The organism is Nocardia jiangxiensis NBRC 101359, assembly GCF_000308615.1.
Taxonomy (GTDB): domain Bacteria; phylum Actinomycetota; class Actinomycetes; order Mycobacteriales; family Mycobacteriaceae; genus Nocardia; species Nocardia jiangxiensis.
Map to the genome: position 1 here is coordinate 76830 of NZ_BAGB01000168.1, position 16140 is coordinate 92969.

The following is a 16140-nucleotide window of genomic DNA, read 5'->3' on the forward strand; positions in this document are numbered from 1 at the left end:
GTGTTCCCGTGTCCCACATCACATCACATCCGCTTACCGGCCGATTTTCATCCGCCGATCGGTGGAAACTGCCTAAGTTGGCGGAACGGTTCCCAGCGCATGCCGGGCCGCAAGCCACGCCGAGGAACAACGGAGATCCACGTGCAGTCACAGAACCCGAGCGAACACCGGGCGCGCCTCGATGAGCTCCGAGCCCGGTTCGGCGAAGTCGTCGGGGATTGCGCCGGCATCGCCGAACCGTCACCTGTTGTGGACGGCATGCTGCGAGAGGCCGACGACATGGTGTCGGCGCTCGGCGGGTGGATCGGGCAGGGCTGCGAGCCCGCAGCCGCGGCAGGAATTCTGGCGATCGAGCTGGGCCGCTTCAAGGACGACCTGAGGGAGTTGATGCGCCGCCAGCCGTTCGATGCGGTCGCCAAGATTCAGCAGGGGCTGGCCCAGCTACACACGATCCGGTCGATCGGCGAGGCGGTACGCCGGGGACCGGAGATCGCGTGCCGATCGTGCGGATTCCGGGCTGCGGTGATCGTCGAAGTGTTCGACGGGCTCATCGTCCCCGCGAGCGCGTGGTCCGAGCGCGATTCGAACTGGTTCGACAAGGTGGAGAAACGTCTCGTCGGACCGGACGGACATCCGATGCGGATCACCGATATGACCGTCGAACGAGAGATGGTGCGGCGCCGCAGGCCGACGCTGGTCAACGATGCGATGAACGATGTGAACCCGGGGCAGGAACTCCGAAAGATGACCGGTGTCCAGTCGTATGTGGCGGCGCCGATCATGCCTGAAGACCAGGTGCTAGCCATCATTTACGCGATCCAGTTCGACGCGCCGCTCAACCTGGTGGACCGGGACACACTGTGGGCGTTCGCCGAGGGATATGGGTATGCGCTGGAACGGTCCATTCTCATCCAGCGGTCGGATGAACAGGCAGGCAGGCTGCGCAGGCTCGTCTACGAGACGGAAAAACAGATCGCAGAAATACGGGACTCGCAGCTACGCGTCATCGGATCGCCGCTCAACATCACGGCGACAAGGCAGCACTCCACCACGGCGATGCCGTCGAACAGGCGACACGACCACAAGACGTTGACCCGCCGTGAACTCGAGGTCCTGGACCTGCTGGCCGGAGGAGCGACCAACCGAGTGGTCGCTGATCGGCTGATGATCTCGCCGACCACCGCTAAGTCGCATGTCGAGAACATCCTGCGCAAACTCGATGTCCGGAACCGGGCCGAAGCAGTGAAGAAGTACCTGGAGTTGGCCTACCGGAGCGGGATTGATGCTCCGTCACGCGACGTAGCGTCCGCCCAGGAAGGCTGGGGGCGGTGAGAGCAGGTGCGCACGGGCAGGACGGTCGATCGACAGCACCGTCACACCGCCGACGCTGGACGGTCGTTCGATCATGGTCCGCAGCCGTCGTATTCGCTGTCTCGCCTGGTTTCGTGTCTCTGGCGTCCCGTGGTTGTCGCGATGGTCGCGACGCGTTGCTCTCATCGAAATCGACTCCGAGCGCATGGAATTCGATCTTCGGATAAGACCGTGCCGAGGCCGACGATCAGTCGTCCTCCGGGCAGGCGGTCCAACGTCGCGGCGGCTTTGGGCCTGGCAATAGTCCTGCACCCCGCCCGCACCCTCACCCACGCACTCGCCGCCTGCCACTGGCGGCGACGCCACCAGACCTACGCCCGACAGCTACGACACAGCCGAAAACTATTATGAAACAACGGAATACAACTGTTGCGCTAAGAACTCCTAACAAAGTGGGGCTGGTGGGGGGAATGATGCCAGATCGGTTGGTGTTCCTGTTGTGCCATCTGTGACTGGAGGTATGAGACGGCACAACGTAAGCCCTGGGAGATCGACGACGGGTTGTGGGAGCGCATCGCGTCCCTGCTGCCTGTGATCCCCCGCAAGACACACCATCCCGGCCGTAAACGCCTCGATGACCGTAAGGTGTTGTGCGGCATCCTGTTCGTGCTCTACACCGGCATCCCCTGGGAATTCCTGCCTCGAGAACTGGGCTATGGCTCGGGGATGACGTGTTGGCGGCGGCTGCGGGACTGGAACGAAGCCGGGGTCTGGCAGCGGTTGCACGAAACGCTGTTGGCCGAACTGAACGCCGCCGGGGCGCTGGACTGGTCCAGGGCGGTGATCGACGGCTCCCACGTGCGGGCGCTGGAAAGGCGGCCCAAAACCGGTCCGAGCCCGGTCGACCGTGCCCGGACCGGCTCGAAACACCATCTGATCACCGAAGCGCACGGCATCCCGCTCGCGGTGTCGCTGACCGGCGGCAACCGCAACGACGTCACCCAGCTCATGCCCCTGATCGAGGCGATCGGACCGGTCCGGGGACGGCGCGGGCGTCCTCGCCGACGCCCGGACGCTCTCTAGCCGACCGCGGCTACGACCACGACAAGTACCGCAAACTGGTGCGAGACAAGGGAATCACCCCGTTCATCGCCCGCCGCGGCGTCGAACACGGCTCCGGCCTCGGTGTGCACCGCTGGGTGGTCGAACAGAGTTTCGCGCTGCTGCACTGGTTCCGACGATTGCGCATCCGCTGGGAAATCCGCGACGACATCCACGAAGCCTTCCTCAGCCTGGCCTGCAGCATCATCTGCTGGCGACGACTGACCAACCTCACACTTTGTTAGGAGTTCTAAGTCCGGCGCCGTCTCGGCTTCCGGCGCCTGGGAGGTTCTGGCGCTCGGCGTCAAGGACCTGGCGCGGGATGCAAAGACGCGCTTCGCCTGAAGTGGAATCGTGGGAGATGCGCTTCAGGTATTGCCAGTTGGAGCGCGGAAGCAGTCCACCGCCAATGAAGACGGAGACCGTCGAAGATGCCGGTCGAAGCGACTGCCGCCTCGACGATGCCGCCGGTAGAGCTCGGAAAGCTTGCGGCGCTGCCCAGAGGTCCCTTGCCCCGAAGGGGTCGACGCCGGGACGAGAAGCCTCTGACCTATGTGTGCACTGCCCGGTACCGGCGAGGGCTCACCCCATACGTTTGGGAGAACTCTCGACTGAATGCTGCGGGATTGGTGAATCCGACGCGGCGGGCGATTTCGCTGATCGGCAGCGGATCAAGACTTGTGATGCGCAGCGCTCGCTTCGTGCGCTCGAGACGGCGATGCTTGATCCAGGCGCTGACAGTGAGGTTATGGCGTGCGAAGGTCCGGTGCAGGGTGCGGGTGGAAATGAAGAAGGCCTGGGCGACACGTGCAGGGGTTAGGTCGGGATCGGCCAAGTTGTCCTCGATGAAATCCTTCACCTCACGCAGGACAGCGTCGGCGGCACACGCCTCGGCGTCGGTCTCATCGCGGCGGGATTGTCCACCGGCCTCCAAAGCGGCTGTCACGGTCAACTCTGCCAATTCGTCGACCAACCGGGTGGATACTGCATCGGGCAAAGTTGGGCTGTCGTGCGAGAGGTGGTCGAACATCGGGGCGACGAACCGGCCGACGCCGGAGGTACCGGATACCGCGACGGCGGTGAGCCGGCTCAAGTCGGGGTCGTGTGTGCCGATACCGAGTCGCGGCCACGTATAGACACGCATCCGCCATTCGTCGGTGAACGTCCAGGTGAACGGTCGCGAGGTGTCGTAGAGGGCAAACGCGCCATCTGAGACCTCGCACGTTCGGCCGTCCTGCTCGAGGTATCCGTGCCCTCTGTCGACGACACCGGCAGCCAACAACTCGCGCCCGCTGCGGAGCAGCGAATTGGAGCGGACGAACACTTGCGGATCGGAACTGACGCAGGAGGCCTGCAGGTGGCCGATCAGACGGGTGGTGACGACGCCGGACAATTCGCCGGAGGCGCGCGCGGTAATGCGCAGCGGGACAAAACGCTGATGAATGAGATCGCTCCACAGGCGAGACGACGTCGCCGACTCCACGACCCCGCTCTCAACCAGGGGTGACATGGAACACAGTCTACGTCGCGTTGGGCCTGCATATGCAGGCATGAGATGACCACGCGCCTCGAAACGGCGATCTGGCGCCAGATGGGAAGTGGGTGTCGCTCAGGGCAAAAAAGATTGGACGCCAACGCCATAACGTGACTTGTGTCACGCCAAACCTACGAGAGTGGTCCGGGTCACTACCGGGGCGGGCGCACGGAAATCCGCGGACGATGGAAAGAGGAGATCGGCATGACCAATGTTGCCGAGGACCGTGTTTACAAGGGTTCGGCGAACCCGGCCGAGAACGAGTGGGTGCCGTTCGAATGGACCGAGCCGGCGCTGGGCCGCTCGGATGCGCAGGGCGAAATCGCCTTGTTCCGCCCCGAGGGGACCAGCGGAAACCTGTCGGCGGGATTCTGGCGCTATCACGCCGGCGCACCGGGCGCCAATACCGACGGTTCGGGCACCGTGGTGTGGTCCTCGCCGCTGGGCGACGAGTCGGCGGTAGTACTGGAGGGCTCGGCTGCCATCACTGTGACCTCCACCGGGATGCAGTACGAGGTCGGGCCCGGATCCATCATCTACGAGCCCAAAGGTCTGGAACAGCGCTGGGAGATCAAGGGCCCGTACTTCAAGAAGGCCTGGTTCATCTGGGACAGTGACAAGCCAACCGGCACCAAGAGCGATGACCTGATCATCGCCAACGTCAACGACAACCCCGCCGAGTGGACCCCCTACGACTTCACCGAGCCGCTGGAAGGCGATCTCACCAAGGGTGAGTTGGTTATTCTGCGGCCCGAGGGGAGCAACGGCACGCTGCTGTCGGGGTTGTGGCGCTCCGGGAAGGGAATCGCTGGTAGCGAAGCCGACGGCACACTGGTCACCCCGTACACCGGCACACTCGGGGACGAGACAATCCTTCTTCTCGAGGGCGAGGTACACGTACGCAACGACGAGACCGGTGAGGAGTTCGACTTCCGCGCCGGTGATCTGATCGCGCTGCCGTCCGGCGTGCACGTCACCTGGACTTCCAAAGGCCCGTTCGTGAAGAAGTTCTGGGTGATCACCAAGGACGAACTGCCGAGCTGACCACCGCTCACCCCGCAGGCCGTCCGATTCTCCGAATAGGAAACGCAATGACAGTGAGTCTCCATCTCCCCCAAGGCGCGCAGCGCCTTTTGAACGCCCCGGTCACCCACCTGATCGGCGGAGTTCATGTCGCATCGGAATCCGGCGCGACCTTCCCCACCATCAACCCGAGCACCACCGATGTCCTCGCACAGGTCGCGGACGGCACAGCCGAAGATGTGGATCTTGCCGTCGCTGCGGCACGGCGCGCTATCGCCGGGCCGTGGAAAGACCTGACCCCCGGTGAACGAAGCAAGATCCTGTGGCGAATCGCGGATCTCATCGAACAGCACGCGGAGGACTTCGCCGTGCTGGAAGCCCTCGACACCGGCAAGTCAGTGACGATGGCCCGACTGGTCGACGTACCGCTAGTAGTGGAGTGGTTCCGCTATTTCGCCGGATGGCCCACCAAACTGGTCGGCGAATCGATCCCGGTCACCGCCCCGGCATCGCCAGGCAAGTACCTGGCCTACACCTGCCGCGAACCCGTCGGTGTCGTCGGGGCGATCATCGCCTGGAACTTCCCGCTGTTGCTGGTGTCGTGGAAACTCGCGCCGGCTCTGGCGGCCGGCAACACCGTTGTGCTCAAGCCAGCCGAGCAGACACCGCTCACCGCGGCGCTGTTCGGCCAGCTCATTCAGGAAGCAGGCATCCCCGACGGGGTGGTCAACATCGTGCAGGGCACCGGCGAAAGCGTGGGTGCGGCCCTCGTCGCGCACCCTGGTGTCGACAAGATCTCGTTCACCGGCTCCACCGAGGTCGGGAAACTAATCGTTCACGCTTCAGCGGACAACCTGAAAAAGGTGACCCTAGAGCTGGGCGGAAAGTCGCCGAACATCATCTTCGCCGACGCCGATCTCGAAGCCGCCATCCCCGGAGCAGCGAACGCGATCTTCTTCAACCAGGGCGAAGCATGCACCGCCGCTAGCAGGTTGTTTGTGCACGCGGATGTCTACGACCAGGTCGTGGCAGGCATCGCCAAGATCGCCCGCCACATCAAGATCGGCGACAGCCTCGACCCCGATGCACTCATCGGACCCGTTGTCTCCTCCGAACAACTGGATCGCGTGCTCGGCTATCTGAAAGCCGCCGAGGAAGAAGGCGCCCGCGTTGTGGCCGGTGGCGGCCGCCACGGTGACACCGGCTACTTCGTCGAGCCGACGATCCTGGTCGATACCCGGCCCGGCATGAAGGTCGTCGACGAGGAGATCTTCGGTCCCGTGCTGACGGTGCAGCGCTTCGAGACCACCGAGGAGGTTATCGAGGCGGCGAACGACACGTCCTACGGTTTGGCTGCTGGCATCTGGACACAGGATCTGAGCTTGGCGCACAAGGTCGCGGCGGAACTCCGTGCGGGAAGTGTGTGGGTCAACTCCTATAACGTGCTCGATCCCGCTCTGCCGTTCGGTGGATACAAGCAGTCCGGTTGGGGCCGCGAACACGGAGCCGCGGTGTTCGACTCTTATACCGAAACCAAAACGGTAGTTGTTCCACACCAATGATCCGGCAACACACGAGCGAGTCGGGGCCGGGCGATCACTCCGCGTGGTCCCGACTGTTGTCGGCTCCTCGAACGCAGAATATCCCTGCAGTGCTCACAGATGACGCTGTCTCGCAGCATCGGCACCCACACATTAGAGAAACGAACGGACGAATAACGCGAAGAACCATGCCTGCAACCCCCAGTACCCCCGACGCTCCCGGCCACCCCGTGCTGACACTACCCCGGCTATTCGATCTGTTCATGCGGTCCACAGACCCGTCGAAGAAGACAGTCGCCGAAATCGACGACGACCTCATGGTCGAATTCTTCATCCGCTGGAGCCACTTCGGAGGAGGGCCCGAAGAAGACATCATGACAAAATTCGGCATCACCAAGTCGGCATACGTCGAACGCCTTCACACCCTCGCGCACAGTAAACGAATAGACCGATACCCGTTGGGCATCGCGCGCACACTGAAAACACTCGCAATGAAAGATTCGATGAGAAGGCGATCGCCCCAAGTAACACAATAGCGACGGCATGAGCCACATCGCAGCCGCGTATCTTCAAACAAATGTGTATCTGATTTTCGAACGAGAAAGAAGCCGCATCGTGGCAATCTATCTGAGCATGCAGCGCGTCCGGTTCTCGAGCCCCGATGCTTACGAGAAGTTCAAGGTTGTATTTGCCGATACCCGGCATCACTTGATGAAATTGCCGGGATTCCTCCATCTGACCTGGTGGGAACACCCGGATGACCGCAGCTGGTTCAACGAGTGCAGTTTCTGGGCGAGTAAGGATGCGCTTTACGACTGGCATATGGATACATATCACAGGCATGCCAAAGCGTGGGCTTCCAACGGTGCCATCATGGAAGATGTCATTACCAACTTCGAATTGGTGGGCACTCGCCTTCTACGCATCTGTCCATGCTGCAACGAACTGCAGGACAAGCCCTACGACCTCGGTCAGGAGCAGGCAGTCCTTCGCGAGCGGTGCCCCAAATGCGGTTTCCACTTCCCCTACATGACCGAACAGCCCACAAGCTTCGGCGTCTTCAAAGACCTGCAAGCCGCTCCGATCACCGGGACAGGCGACGGGATGCCCGTCGCTGGCCACGCAGAGTCGGCATCGGCAGTCTGACGAGACAACCAGCGGCCGGTCAGTGGCAGGCCATCCGGCGCACAAAAAGGACCGCGACCACGGTGGCCGGTGTCGATTGAGAAATCGGCGGAGGACCGGCGGGGCGCCACGGAGGTGTCGAGGTGAGCTACACACTCGCCCGGGGGCGAATAACCGAAGTAGCCACATCGTCTTCGCTAACGATAAATGAAAACGATAACGTTGCGACAGAACTGGAGAAGACGTGGATAGTACAACACGATCGGCGCGCATTAGCACCGGCGGTACTAACGCGATGGCGGCGACAACCGTGTCGGGCATCGGTCTGGTCCTGAGCTTGGTCGGGCCGACCTGGCTGTATAGCCCGGCTCAGCTTCGCCGACCTTCACAGGGCCACCGCCCACAGTTCCTCGACTATCCAGGCCGCCTACTTCGGCTGGCTGGCATGGGTTCTCGTCATCGTCTCGATCGTTGTCGGCGCATTTGCTATCGCGATTCCCAAAAGCCGCACACTGGCTGCTGGGTGGGCTCTGGTCGGCGTCGGCGCCCTGGTGATCACTGTTCTGGCTCTCAAAGGTCCCTGGCGTCGGGCGGCTTCGTCGATGCGGCGCCGAACTTGCGGATGGGGCTACTTGGCTCTCGCGGGATTCTTGGTCGCAACAGTATCCGGTGTGGTCGGTTACCGGCGTAACTGACGACTCCACCGGGAGGCGGTCGAATCTGCCGCCTCATCTCCGAGGACTGGTTCGATGCCGCGCTGTAGTGACCGTGATGCCCTGCTCCATGGGGCCGGGGCTGACTACCCGCACTCGGAATCGGCATCTTTGCGAAAGAGGCGTCGGTGGTGCCAGGTGACTTGTTGGGGGCAGGAGCCAACAAAGAGGTGTCGGTTCCTCGTCCGGAAAGGTTGACATGAAATCGACTGTAGCTGATCGCGGGACCGCCGCCAGTGGTGTCTTCGCCCTCGATATGTCAGAGGGCTACCCCAATACCGACTGTAGTGACTCTGGGTCATGAATTTCGAGGCATGGGCTCCGCACGGAAGTGACATACACCTGCGGATATGGCTGGACGGCATGGTCTTCGACTACGTGGCAACCGCAGTGGCATCGCGAAATCTGATCGATGACTGGATGCGAAAGCATTGGTATACAATAGAATTCGTTCGGGAATCGTTTGAGGAACATCTGCACCTGAAACGATTGCCGTGCGAACGATTGTTCCTCGGACCGTGACATCGGAACAGGAACTCGAACCGAGCGGCGGCAGTAGGCGAGCTTTCGGTGTGCGAGCGAAGGATCGGGATTCGTCAGATCGGGCAGTGTGATCGGCGGTATCGGCGTATCGTCCTGGCAGCCGCAGATCTCGCTGACGACGTTGTTCAAGAAGCCTGCGATTCGTATGTCACTCACATACATAGGGGAGGATTTCCGGACGACACTCGAGTTTCTCGCAGCTCACAAGGATGTGCCGGAAACACCTTGTGGCCCAAAGGTTTCCGCTCCAGGATGTGGCGGCGGCGCTCGCAAGAGGATGGCCTCGCACTCAGGCGTTGATTCCGGCGATGCTTTGACCCACGACGAGCTCATCGCCACCTGTGCCCTGTTGCTCATCGCCGGGCACGAAACCACCGTCAACCTCATCGCCAATACCGCCCTCACCCTGCTGAGTTACGGCCACCGCCATCACCTGGCCATCCTGCGCACCGCTCCCGCCTTCGCCACCTCGGTGATCGAGGAGAGCCTGCGCTACGACCCACCGGTACAGCTGGTTCCACGCATCACGCGTGAAGCGATCGCCTTGCCCGACATCGACATTGGCGCCGGCGATCTCGTCGTCCTGCTGCTCGCCGCCTCCAACCGCGACCCGGCCGTCTTCACCGACCCCGACCGATTCGATCCCGCCCGCGGCGACCGGCATCTGGCCTTCGGTTTAGGACAACACTTCTGCCTCGGCGCCCCACTGGCCCGTCTCGAAGCGGCCGTGGCCCTCAACCGGTTCGCACGCCGCGTCCGCGACCCCCGCCTGGTCTGTGAACAGCCGCAGTATCGCGAACACGTCACCCTGCGCGGACCGGCTCGCCTCCCTCTAGCCTTCACCTCGATCGCACCCCCCACGCTGAACCCTCTGAAAAGACGCTCTGAGCTGGGGTGCTAGCTGACAGCAACCCCCTAGGGCGCGAACCTGCGACACGCGACCTGCGGTTTCTTGGTCGTGTAGGTCTGTCTGCGAACCGGAACCACTGCCTGACCTCGGCGAACGGTGGTCCCAGGAGCGCCCCCGGCGGGGCACATCGAACATGGGAACGGGGACGACCTGGGGTTTCGGCGGAGGCAACTGATAATCCAGGCCGATTATCAGTTATAGGGCGGTGGTTCGCGGCGGGTTGGTGGGGATACCCGAGCCGTTTTGATGCTATTAGTCCGTACACGGACGTGTTGCTGGGCGTACGTGGTTTCTTTGGGTGCTGCCGCTTGCCCGGCGTGTCTCGGGAGGTGTTCGTGTGGCATCTCCTGGGGCATTACCCTGTGGATCGTGATCGCCAATGTTCGAGTTCTTCGGCGGTGGGTAGTCTGACGGCGTCGGCTGGGACCCATTGGCGTACGGTGACTTCCCTGTGGTTGTTCGCTACTGGGTCATCTCGATCACTGGCGTACCAGACGGCTCCGGTGGTGTAGAGCAGCAGCCACGAGTATTGCGTTGCCAGTATCCACGACAGGTCACCACCGCCCGATGGTTGGGTTTTGAAGCTGTGGGCCTGCATTCCGATCGACTGTCTGCGGGGCGGGGTGCGTGGTTGAGTCCAGACCCTCGGTTCCTGCCCGGCTGGCAGATCCGCGACGGACGAACCGCGATGTTCCGGCCCTGGGGAAGTAAAAGTCACCCGCTACCGCTTCTGCAGCTACAACATCGCAACACCCTGGCGTTGGCGCGAACCGGAAACAGTCACTGTCACAATGGCATAACCCGCGGAGAGCCTGTCGCGCAGGGGAGGCGCACGGCAGGTTCAGAGGGCGGGCCGGACCGATGGCAACATCGATACCGCGCTCCGGTCCGACTCCTACACGTATCTGTCGACCTGGACTTCTAAAACCTGATACGCGGGCACGCGGTTGATCGTGGTCCGTTGCGGACTGGCACCTTCACTCGCACGCCAAGTGGAACTTACGGCTCGCTGGGCGGGGCAATAGCGTCATCACCACACATCCACTCTTGATAGTGAAGGTAGGCAGATGACAGACGAGACGAGCCTCTACTACCGGCTGGGCGGCCTGGACACCGTCAAGTTCCTGGCACGGACCTTGGTGCAGCGGGCCATGCTGAATCCGACGATCGGCCACATTTGGAACCACAAAACGCAGGCCGAGGTGCAGGAGGAGATCGCAGGCTTCGTGGAGTTCCTCGGTGAGCACTGGGGTGGCCCGCATACATACACCGGACCGGATATGGCCACAGCGCACCGTGGCATGGGCATCACTGAGGAGTACTGGGATGCGCTCTTCGACGAGATCGTGACGCCGGCCTATACCGAGTTCAACCTCCCTGCGCGGGAGGCGAAGGAGATCGACGAGTTCCTCCGCTCGTTCAAGTCGGTGGTCGTCGGGAGCCCCTCGTTCAAGGACGTTCTGAAGGCCAACCCCGAGATGGATGTGATGGCGGGCATGGAGAGCGTCGGGGTCCACTGGCCGGCTCCCAAGAGCGCCGGCGCAGCCGGGTGAGCCTGATGACCGACGTCGCCGGCGGGGATCTCGGTTCGTTCAGTCGGGGTCCGATGGGAGCCCACTCGTCGTAGCCTTCGGGCGGTCGAAGCCGAGACCTTCTCCTACACGTTCGAGAGTGGTCAGACGCTCTATCTGATCCTTGGCTCCGTCGAGGTCGGGTACCTCGACGGAGCCGTGGCGGAGATCCGGCCGGGCGAGGTCGTCTCCGTCAACGACGGGCGACAATAACCTGGCGGATCCTCGAGGGCTGCCTCGCTAGCTGGGTCCGGCAGCCCGCAAACGCTGTGGGCTGCCGGGCCGTTCGCTGTCGGGCCTATTCCTCCTTCACTGAGATCGCTCCGACCGGGCAGTCATCTGCGGCGTCCGTGAGGAGCTCGGCGTGCTCGGCGTCGTGGACCAGGCCGGCCGTCGGACGCGCGCGGACGCCGACGAATTCGAAGTGGCCGGGCGCCACCCTCAGACAGATCCCTGACGAGATGCAAGCCTTCGACACCTCCACACGCCACTTGGGGGAATCCTGGGCAGATTCGGTTTCAGTCATGTCTGTCCTTCTTCAGTCATCTCTCTTCTTCGGACCCCGCAGAACTTCCGCGAGTACGCCCACTGCTCCGGCCATGTGGGACGGTCTGACGCCGGCGTAGCCCAACAGCAACGCGGGAGCCTGCCGGTTCTCGATCGCATGGGTCGACAGTGCCCAGGCGTGGATGCCGCGTGCCGCAGCCGCGTGTGATGCCGCAACGTCGTCATGGTCATTCGGGAGCCGGGCCACCAGATGAAGCCCGCCGTGCGAGGGCAGGACGGTGAGCTCCGGGAGAAGCCGTGCGAGCTCGGAGAGCAGGAGTCCTCTCCGCTCGCCGTGGACCTTGCGCAATCGCCGTAGGTGACGGGCGAAACCCCTGCGCGCCATGAACTCGGCCATGGCGACCTGATCCACAGTGCTGCGGTGGACGTCCGTACTGAGCCGCACTGCGACGAACGCGTTCATCAACTCCGGCGGCAGCACGAGGTAGCCGAGCCGTAGGCCGGGAAACATCGTCCTGCTGAACGTCCCCACGTAGATGACGCGATGGTTCTCGTCGACGGACTTCAACGCGGCCAACGGGCGGCCCTCGTAGCGGAACTCGCAGTCCTGATCGTCCTCGACGATCCAGGCTCCGGTCCGCGCCGCCCACTCGTGCAGCGCCAGCCGACGCTCCAGCGACATGGTGACACCCATCGGGAACTGGTGGGACGGCGTCACGAACGCCATCCGCGCGCTCGGCCTGCGTGCCACTCCGCTCGCCACGTCGATCCCGTCGGCGTCCACCGGAACGGGGATGATCTCGGCGCCGGCTGCTGCGAGAGCGGCACGGGCGCCGAGGTCGCCGGGGTCCTCCAACCACACCGCATCGCCCGGGTCGAGCAGGACGCGTGCAGCCAAGTCGACGCCGTGCTGGGAGCCGCTCACGACCATCACCTGATCCGGTGAACAGTCGATCCCTCGGCCGATGGCCAAATGTGCGGCGATCTCCTCACGCAAACGGCGATCGCCCAGCGGATCGTGGTAGCGCATCATCCGGACCGTCGGGTACCGCGCAGCGGCGGCATGGATGTCGGTCCATCCGACGACGGGGAACTCATCCAAGGCCGGCAATCGGACCCGAAAGGCGGTTCCCCCGGCGACCTCGACCGGCAGCTCGGCGATCGGCATCCGCGGCAGGTTGGTCAGGAGCCGTCCCCTCTCCGAAAGGCCGGTCGGGACCGGGGCGGCTCGGGGTGGGGGTGCGGAGAGCCGGGAGAGTTCGGCGTGGGTCGGCCAGAGGGTGGGGGCGATCCTGCGGGGCCTGGTGATGTGGTCCGGGATGGACCGGGCGACGTAGGTTCCCGATCCCTGCCTTGTCTCGACGTATCCCTCAGCGATCAGCTGGTCGTAGGCGGCCAGGGCGGTGTTGCGCGATACGCCCCGGTCCTCGGCCAACTGTCGACTCGACGGCAGCCTGCAGCCCGGCGACAGTTGGCCGTTGAGAATGGCCGAGCACAGCTGCTCGTAAAGCCGGACGTACTCCGGCTTGAACACGCTCCGGTCCTGAACCTCAGTGATCTTCCTGGCCTTTCCCATCGAGAACTGACGCTTCCGACTGTCAGGGAGCCGGCGCGATGCGTCAATGTCTGTAGACGCAATGACAAGAAAGGCAACCTCGAAGAAACACCGCGACGGAGGTCACATGGTTGACTCTTTATATGGACGTTGACACGCGTGTCGTCCCGGCCAACGAGCGATACGACTACTGGCACGAGAGCGTGTGTGATCACTTCGTGCCGCTGCTCGTCACGCCCGCGAGCCGCAACCTGCAGGGGCGCATCCAGGCCGTCGAGTTCGCCGATACCCACGTGCGTCGCATCGCCGGCACCGAACACCGATTCCAGCGCCGGGAGCAGGACATCCGGCGAGGCGGCGATCCCGAACAGCTCAACATCGTCTTCGTCACCCACGGGAGCACGGTGGTCGAGCAGGACGGTCGGAGCGCGGCGCTGCACGCCGGCAGCTTCGCCTTCTACGACAGCAGCCGCCCCTTCGACTTCCGCACGCGCGAGAACTTCGACTACACGATCGCGCTGCTGCCGAAGAACCGGCTGGATCTTCCGGAGGCCACCCTCCGCGGCTGCACCATCAGGCCACGGTCGGCCCGCACCGGTGTCGGCCGCGTCGCTCGACGACTGATCAGCTCCTTCGCAGTGCCCGGTCGTGAGGCACTGGGGCCGAGTCAAGCGAGCGCGATCCAGGATTCGCTGCTGGCCACCGTCCGGCCCCTGATCGCCGTCGACGAGCCGTCCATCGATGCATCCATGTTCCGCGTGATGGCGCGCGCCTACATCCAGCAACGTCTGGCCGATCCGGACCTTTCTCCCCGGGCGGTCGCCGCTGCCTGCGGGATTTCTCCGAGTTACCTGCATCGACTCTTCGATACCGAACCACAGACCGTGGCAGCGTTCATCCGCGAACAGCGACTGCGCACGGCGGTGGAGCTCCTCACCTCCCCGGCTCACCGGCGCGACTCGGTCGCCAAGATCGGGGCCGCCTGCGGCATTGTCGATCCTGCGAGCTTCAGCCGGATGGTCCGCAGCCGGTTCGGTGCGTCGCCGCGCGAGCTGCGGCGAGGTGCTTCTGTTCGGTTCATCTGAGCACCGAACCCGGTCGCGAAGGCCGGATCGGTTGAGTTGCACCCGAATCTCGAAGCCGGGCCCACTCGCCCCGTCATGGCAGATATTCGAATCCGGCCACGACTTTCGGGAATTTGGAGAGTCTCACCGTCTTTGGTGGTTCATTCACTGGGCCGTAGCGGAAGGACTCTGTCTGTCGGCAAGTCCGGTCGATGAGCCAATCACTGCTCTGCGAGGTGATAGCCGTCTCCGGCTGCCTGGCCCACGTGGATTCGCTGACGCATGACTTGGGGACCGTTCACTGATACGTGACCGCGTGGGAGGTCTGCGGTGACTCGCCGGAGGCTGCGAAGGATGTCGTCCTCGGCACGTGCGGCCGAGGCGTATAGGAGGATCGCTTCGTAGACGGCTTCGGAGAACGACGATATCGGCGGTGCCCAGCGGCCGTAGGTATCTCGATACCGGCGGGTGAGGTCGTGGTTGGACTGTGAATCGAGGGTGTTGAAGTAGCCGAATGCGGTCCAGATGCCGTTGGCGGCCGGTGCGCCTATGCGTTCGCGGGTGGAATCTTCCAGGACGAGAGACAGAACCGAGCAACGTTCACGCAGTCCTGATTGCCACAGTTGGCGTTCGAAGGACACCTCGTCCGCGCCGACCAGGGAGGACAGGACCCGGCTGGCGTCGCTGGCCCGGATCTTGTCGATGAGTGGTGCGAAGTCGGTTGTGCCGAGCGGGGTGAAGGCGTACCGCAGGAGGCTGCCGCCATCCTCCTCGATCACCTGGGTGGCTGCTCGGTGCGCGCCGTGCGACCAGGAGTAGTCGTTTCCGATGTGGAACCAATTCGGTCCCGTGCCTTCGCGTGTCAGCGATGGTGCGGCGGCGCGCATCTGGGCGAATGGGCGCTCGCCCCAGCGGAAGACGTTGGGCTCGCCGCGCCCGCCTTCGTTGAGTACGGGGTGGATCAGCGGAAGACCGGCCGTGGCGACCGTGCGTCGGACGGCCTCGAAGCTGGCGCTCGTGACGCTGGCAATGATTGCGCGGCAGCCGGATTGGACCATTCGCCGGGCTTCGAGCGCGGCGCGCCCACTGTCGGTGGCATCGTCGTGGATGACCAATTCGACGCGACAACCGGTGATTCCGCCGTCGGCGTTGATTTGTTCGACGGCCAGGCGAGCGAGGTATTCGCAGGTGACGGCGAAGATGGCGCCCGGGCCGGTCTTGCTGGTCAGCAGTCCGACCCGGTGAGTCCCGGGGTCCGCGACCGCGGTGGTGTTCCAGCCGCGTTGCTCCATCCACCAGGCCAATCCGGCGTCGTCCAGCTCTGCGCTGACGCGTAGCCGGGAACCGCCTGGTTCGTTGGTGAAGCGCAGATGGATACGGCCTCGCCACGGCTGGTCGTGGGTGATGGTGATCTTGGAGCCGGGCACGCAGCTGCTGATTCGCCCGAGCAGCACCACATCGGCGCTGTCGGATCCGAGTGGGATGCTTGCGGAGACCGTGGCACCCGGGCGTACGGCATCGCAGGTGGCTCCCAGTAGCCAGCCACCGGTGGTGCCGCAACCGAAGGAGGCGAAGAGTTCCTCGGCGGGGATGGGGTAGTGCTCGCCTGCTATGAGAACCACAGTCTGCATTGCGTAGTACT

At 63.6% G+C, this 16140-nt stretch carries 13 protein-coding genes; 9 read left to right on the plus strand and 4 right to left on the minus strand.

Translation table 11 applies throughout. The annotated features are described in order from the left end of the window. Both ON40_RS55650 and ON40_RS41920 read left to right on the plus strand, forming a co-directional pair. Complete coding sequence (locus tag ON40_RS55650; protein WP_169542005.1) at window positions 1-1332, plus strand: helix-turn-helix transcriptional regulator; 1332 nt, start codon at window positions 1-3, stop codon at window positions 1330-1332. 528 nt (window positions 1333-1860) lie between these two features. Beyond that, a protein-coding gene (locus tag ON40_RS41920; RefSeq protein ID WP_085997886.1) for an IS5 family transposase occupies window positions 1861-2657 on the plus strand; the annotation gives its coding sequence in 2 pieces (ribosomal slippage) (window positions 1861-2392 and window positions 2392-2657; 798 coding nt in all). 305 nt (window positions 2658-2962) lie between these two features. On the opposite strand, the gene ON40_RS41925 is transcribed toward ON40_RS41920, so the two are convergent. Continuing rightward, window positions 2963-3895, minus strand: a complete 933-nt coding sequence (locus ON40_RS41925; protein ID WP_169542006.1) for a helix-turn-helix domain-containing protein — start codon at window positions 3893-3895, stop codon at window positions 2963-2965. A 255-nt stretch (window positions 3896-4150) separates the two neighbouring features. Here ON40_RS41925 and ON40_RS41930 point away from each other — a divergent pair, with 255 nt between their 5' ends. The 6 genes from ON40_RS41930 (at window position 4151) to ON40_RS41960 (ending at window position 11354) form a co-directional block, all read left to right on the plus strand. After that, window positions 4151-4990, plus strand: a complete 840-nt coding sequence (locus ON40_RS41930) for a cupin domain-containing protein (protein ID WP_040831234.1) — start codon at window positions 4151-4153, stop codon at window positions 4988-4990. Window positions 4991-5037: 47 nt separating this feature from the next. Further along, on the plus strand, window positions 5038-6531 hold the full coding sequence (locus ON40_RS41935; RefSeq protein ID WP_040831235.1) for an aldehyde dehydrogenase family protein: 1494 nt from the start codon (window positions 5038-5040) through the stop codon (window positions 6529-6531). 167 nt (window positions 6532-6698) lie between these two features. Then, window positions 6699-7046 carry a hypothetical protein gene (locus ON40_RS41940; protein ID WP_157186778.1) on the plus strand — a complete coding sequence of 116 codons (348 nt, stop codon included), beginning with the start codon at window positions 6699-6701 and terminating at the stop codon, window positions 7044-7046. A gap of 7 nt (window positions 7047-7053) precedes the next feature. Beyond that, on the plus strand, window positions 7054-7656 hold the full coding sequence (locus ON40_RS41945) for an antibiotic biosynthesis monooxygenase family protein (protein WP_245568228.1): 603 nt from the start codon (window positions 7054-7056) through the stop codon (window positions 7654-7656). A gap of 1302 nt (window positions 7657-8958) precedes the next feature. Continuing rightward, window positions 8959-9792 carry a cytochrome P450 gene (locus tag ON40_RS41955; RefSeq protein WP_083896346.1) on the plus strand — a complete coding sequence of 278 codons (834 nt, stop codon included), beginning with the start codon at window positions 8959-8961 and terminating at the stop codon, window positions 9790-9792. A 1076-nt stretch (window positions 9793-10868) separates the two neighbouring features. Next, window positions 10869-11354, plus strand: a complete 486-nt coding sequence (locus ON40_RS41960; protein ID WP_040831238.1) for a group I truncated hemoglobin — start codon at window positions 10869-10871, stop codon at window positions 11352-11354. A 316-nt stretch (window positions 11355-11670) separates the two neighbouring features. On the opposite strand, the gene ON40_RS50870 is transcribed toward ON40_RS41960, so the two are convergent. Beyond that, window positions 11671-11898, minus strand: a complete 228-nt coding sequence (locus ON40_RS50870) for a ferredoxin (RefSeq protein WP_083896347.1) — start codon at window positions 11896-11898, stop codon at window positions 11671-11673. A 12-nt stretch (window positions 11899-11910) separates the two neighbouring features. Then, window positions 11911-13413, minus strand: a complete 1503-nt coding sequence (gene pdxR / locus ON40_RS41965; protein ID WP_245568229.1) for a MocR-like pyridoxine biosynthesis transcription factor PdxR — start codon at window positions 13411-13413, stop codon at window positions 11911-11913. A gap of 164 nt (window positions 13414-13577) precedes the next feature. Here pdxR and ON40_RS41970 point away from each other — a divergent pair, with 164 nt between their 5' ends. Then, a complete protein-coding gene (locus ON40_RS41970; RefSeq protein WP_040831241.1) occupies window positions 13578-14519 on the plus strand; it encodes a helix-turn-helix domain-containing protein in 942 nt (313 codons plus the stop codon). Window positions 14520-14719: 200 nt separating this feature from the next. Here ON40_RS41970 and ON40_RS41975 read toward each other — a convergent pair whose 3' ends face one another. Beyond that, window positions 14720-16129 carry a substrate-binding protein gene (locus ON40_RS41975; protein ID WP_040831242.1) on the minus strand — a complete coding sequence of 470 codons (1410 nt, stop codon included), beginning with the start codon at window positions 16127-16129 and terminating at the stop codon, window positions 14720-14722. Window positions 16130-16140 lie beyond the last annotated feature (11 nt).

What these genes read in the sequence shown, in the direction of transcription:
- ON40_RS41930 (WP_040831234.1), top strand. Translation starts at nt 4,151, where the DNA reads ATGACCAATGTTGCCGAGGACCGTGTTTACAAGGGTTCGGCGAACCCG.
- ON40_RS41935 (WP_040831235.1), top strand. Translation starts at nt 5,038, where the DNA reads ATGACAGTGAGTCTCCATCTCCCCCAAGGCGCGCAGCGCCTTTTGAAC.
- ON40_RS41940 (WP_157186778.1), top strand. Translation starts at nt 6,699, where the DNA reads ATGCCTGCAACCCCCAGTACCCCCGACGCTCCCGGCCACCCCGTGCTG.
- ON40_RS41945 (WP_245568228.1), top strand. Translation starts at nt 7,054, where the DNA reads ATGAGCCACATCGCAGCCGCGTATCTTCAAACAAATGTGTATCTGATT.
- ON40_RS41960 (WP_040831238.1), top strand. Translation starts at nt 10,869, where the DNA reads ATGACAGACGAGACGAGCCTCTACTACCGGCTGGGCGGCCTGGACACC.
- ON40_RS50870 (WP_083896347.1), bottom strand. Translation starts at nt 11,898, where the DNA reads ATGACTGAAACCGAATCTGCCCAGGATTCCCCCAAGTGGCGTGTGGAG.
- ON40_RS41970 (WP_040831241.1), top strand. Translation starts at nt 13,578, where the DNA reads ATGGACGTTGACACGCGTGTCGTCCCGGCCAACGAGCGATACGACTAC.
- ON40_RS41975 (WP_040831242.1), bottom strand. Translation starts at nt 16,129, where the DNA reads ATGCAGACTGTGGTTCTCATAGCAGGCGAGCACTACCCCATCCCCGCC.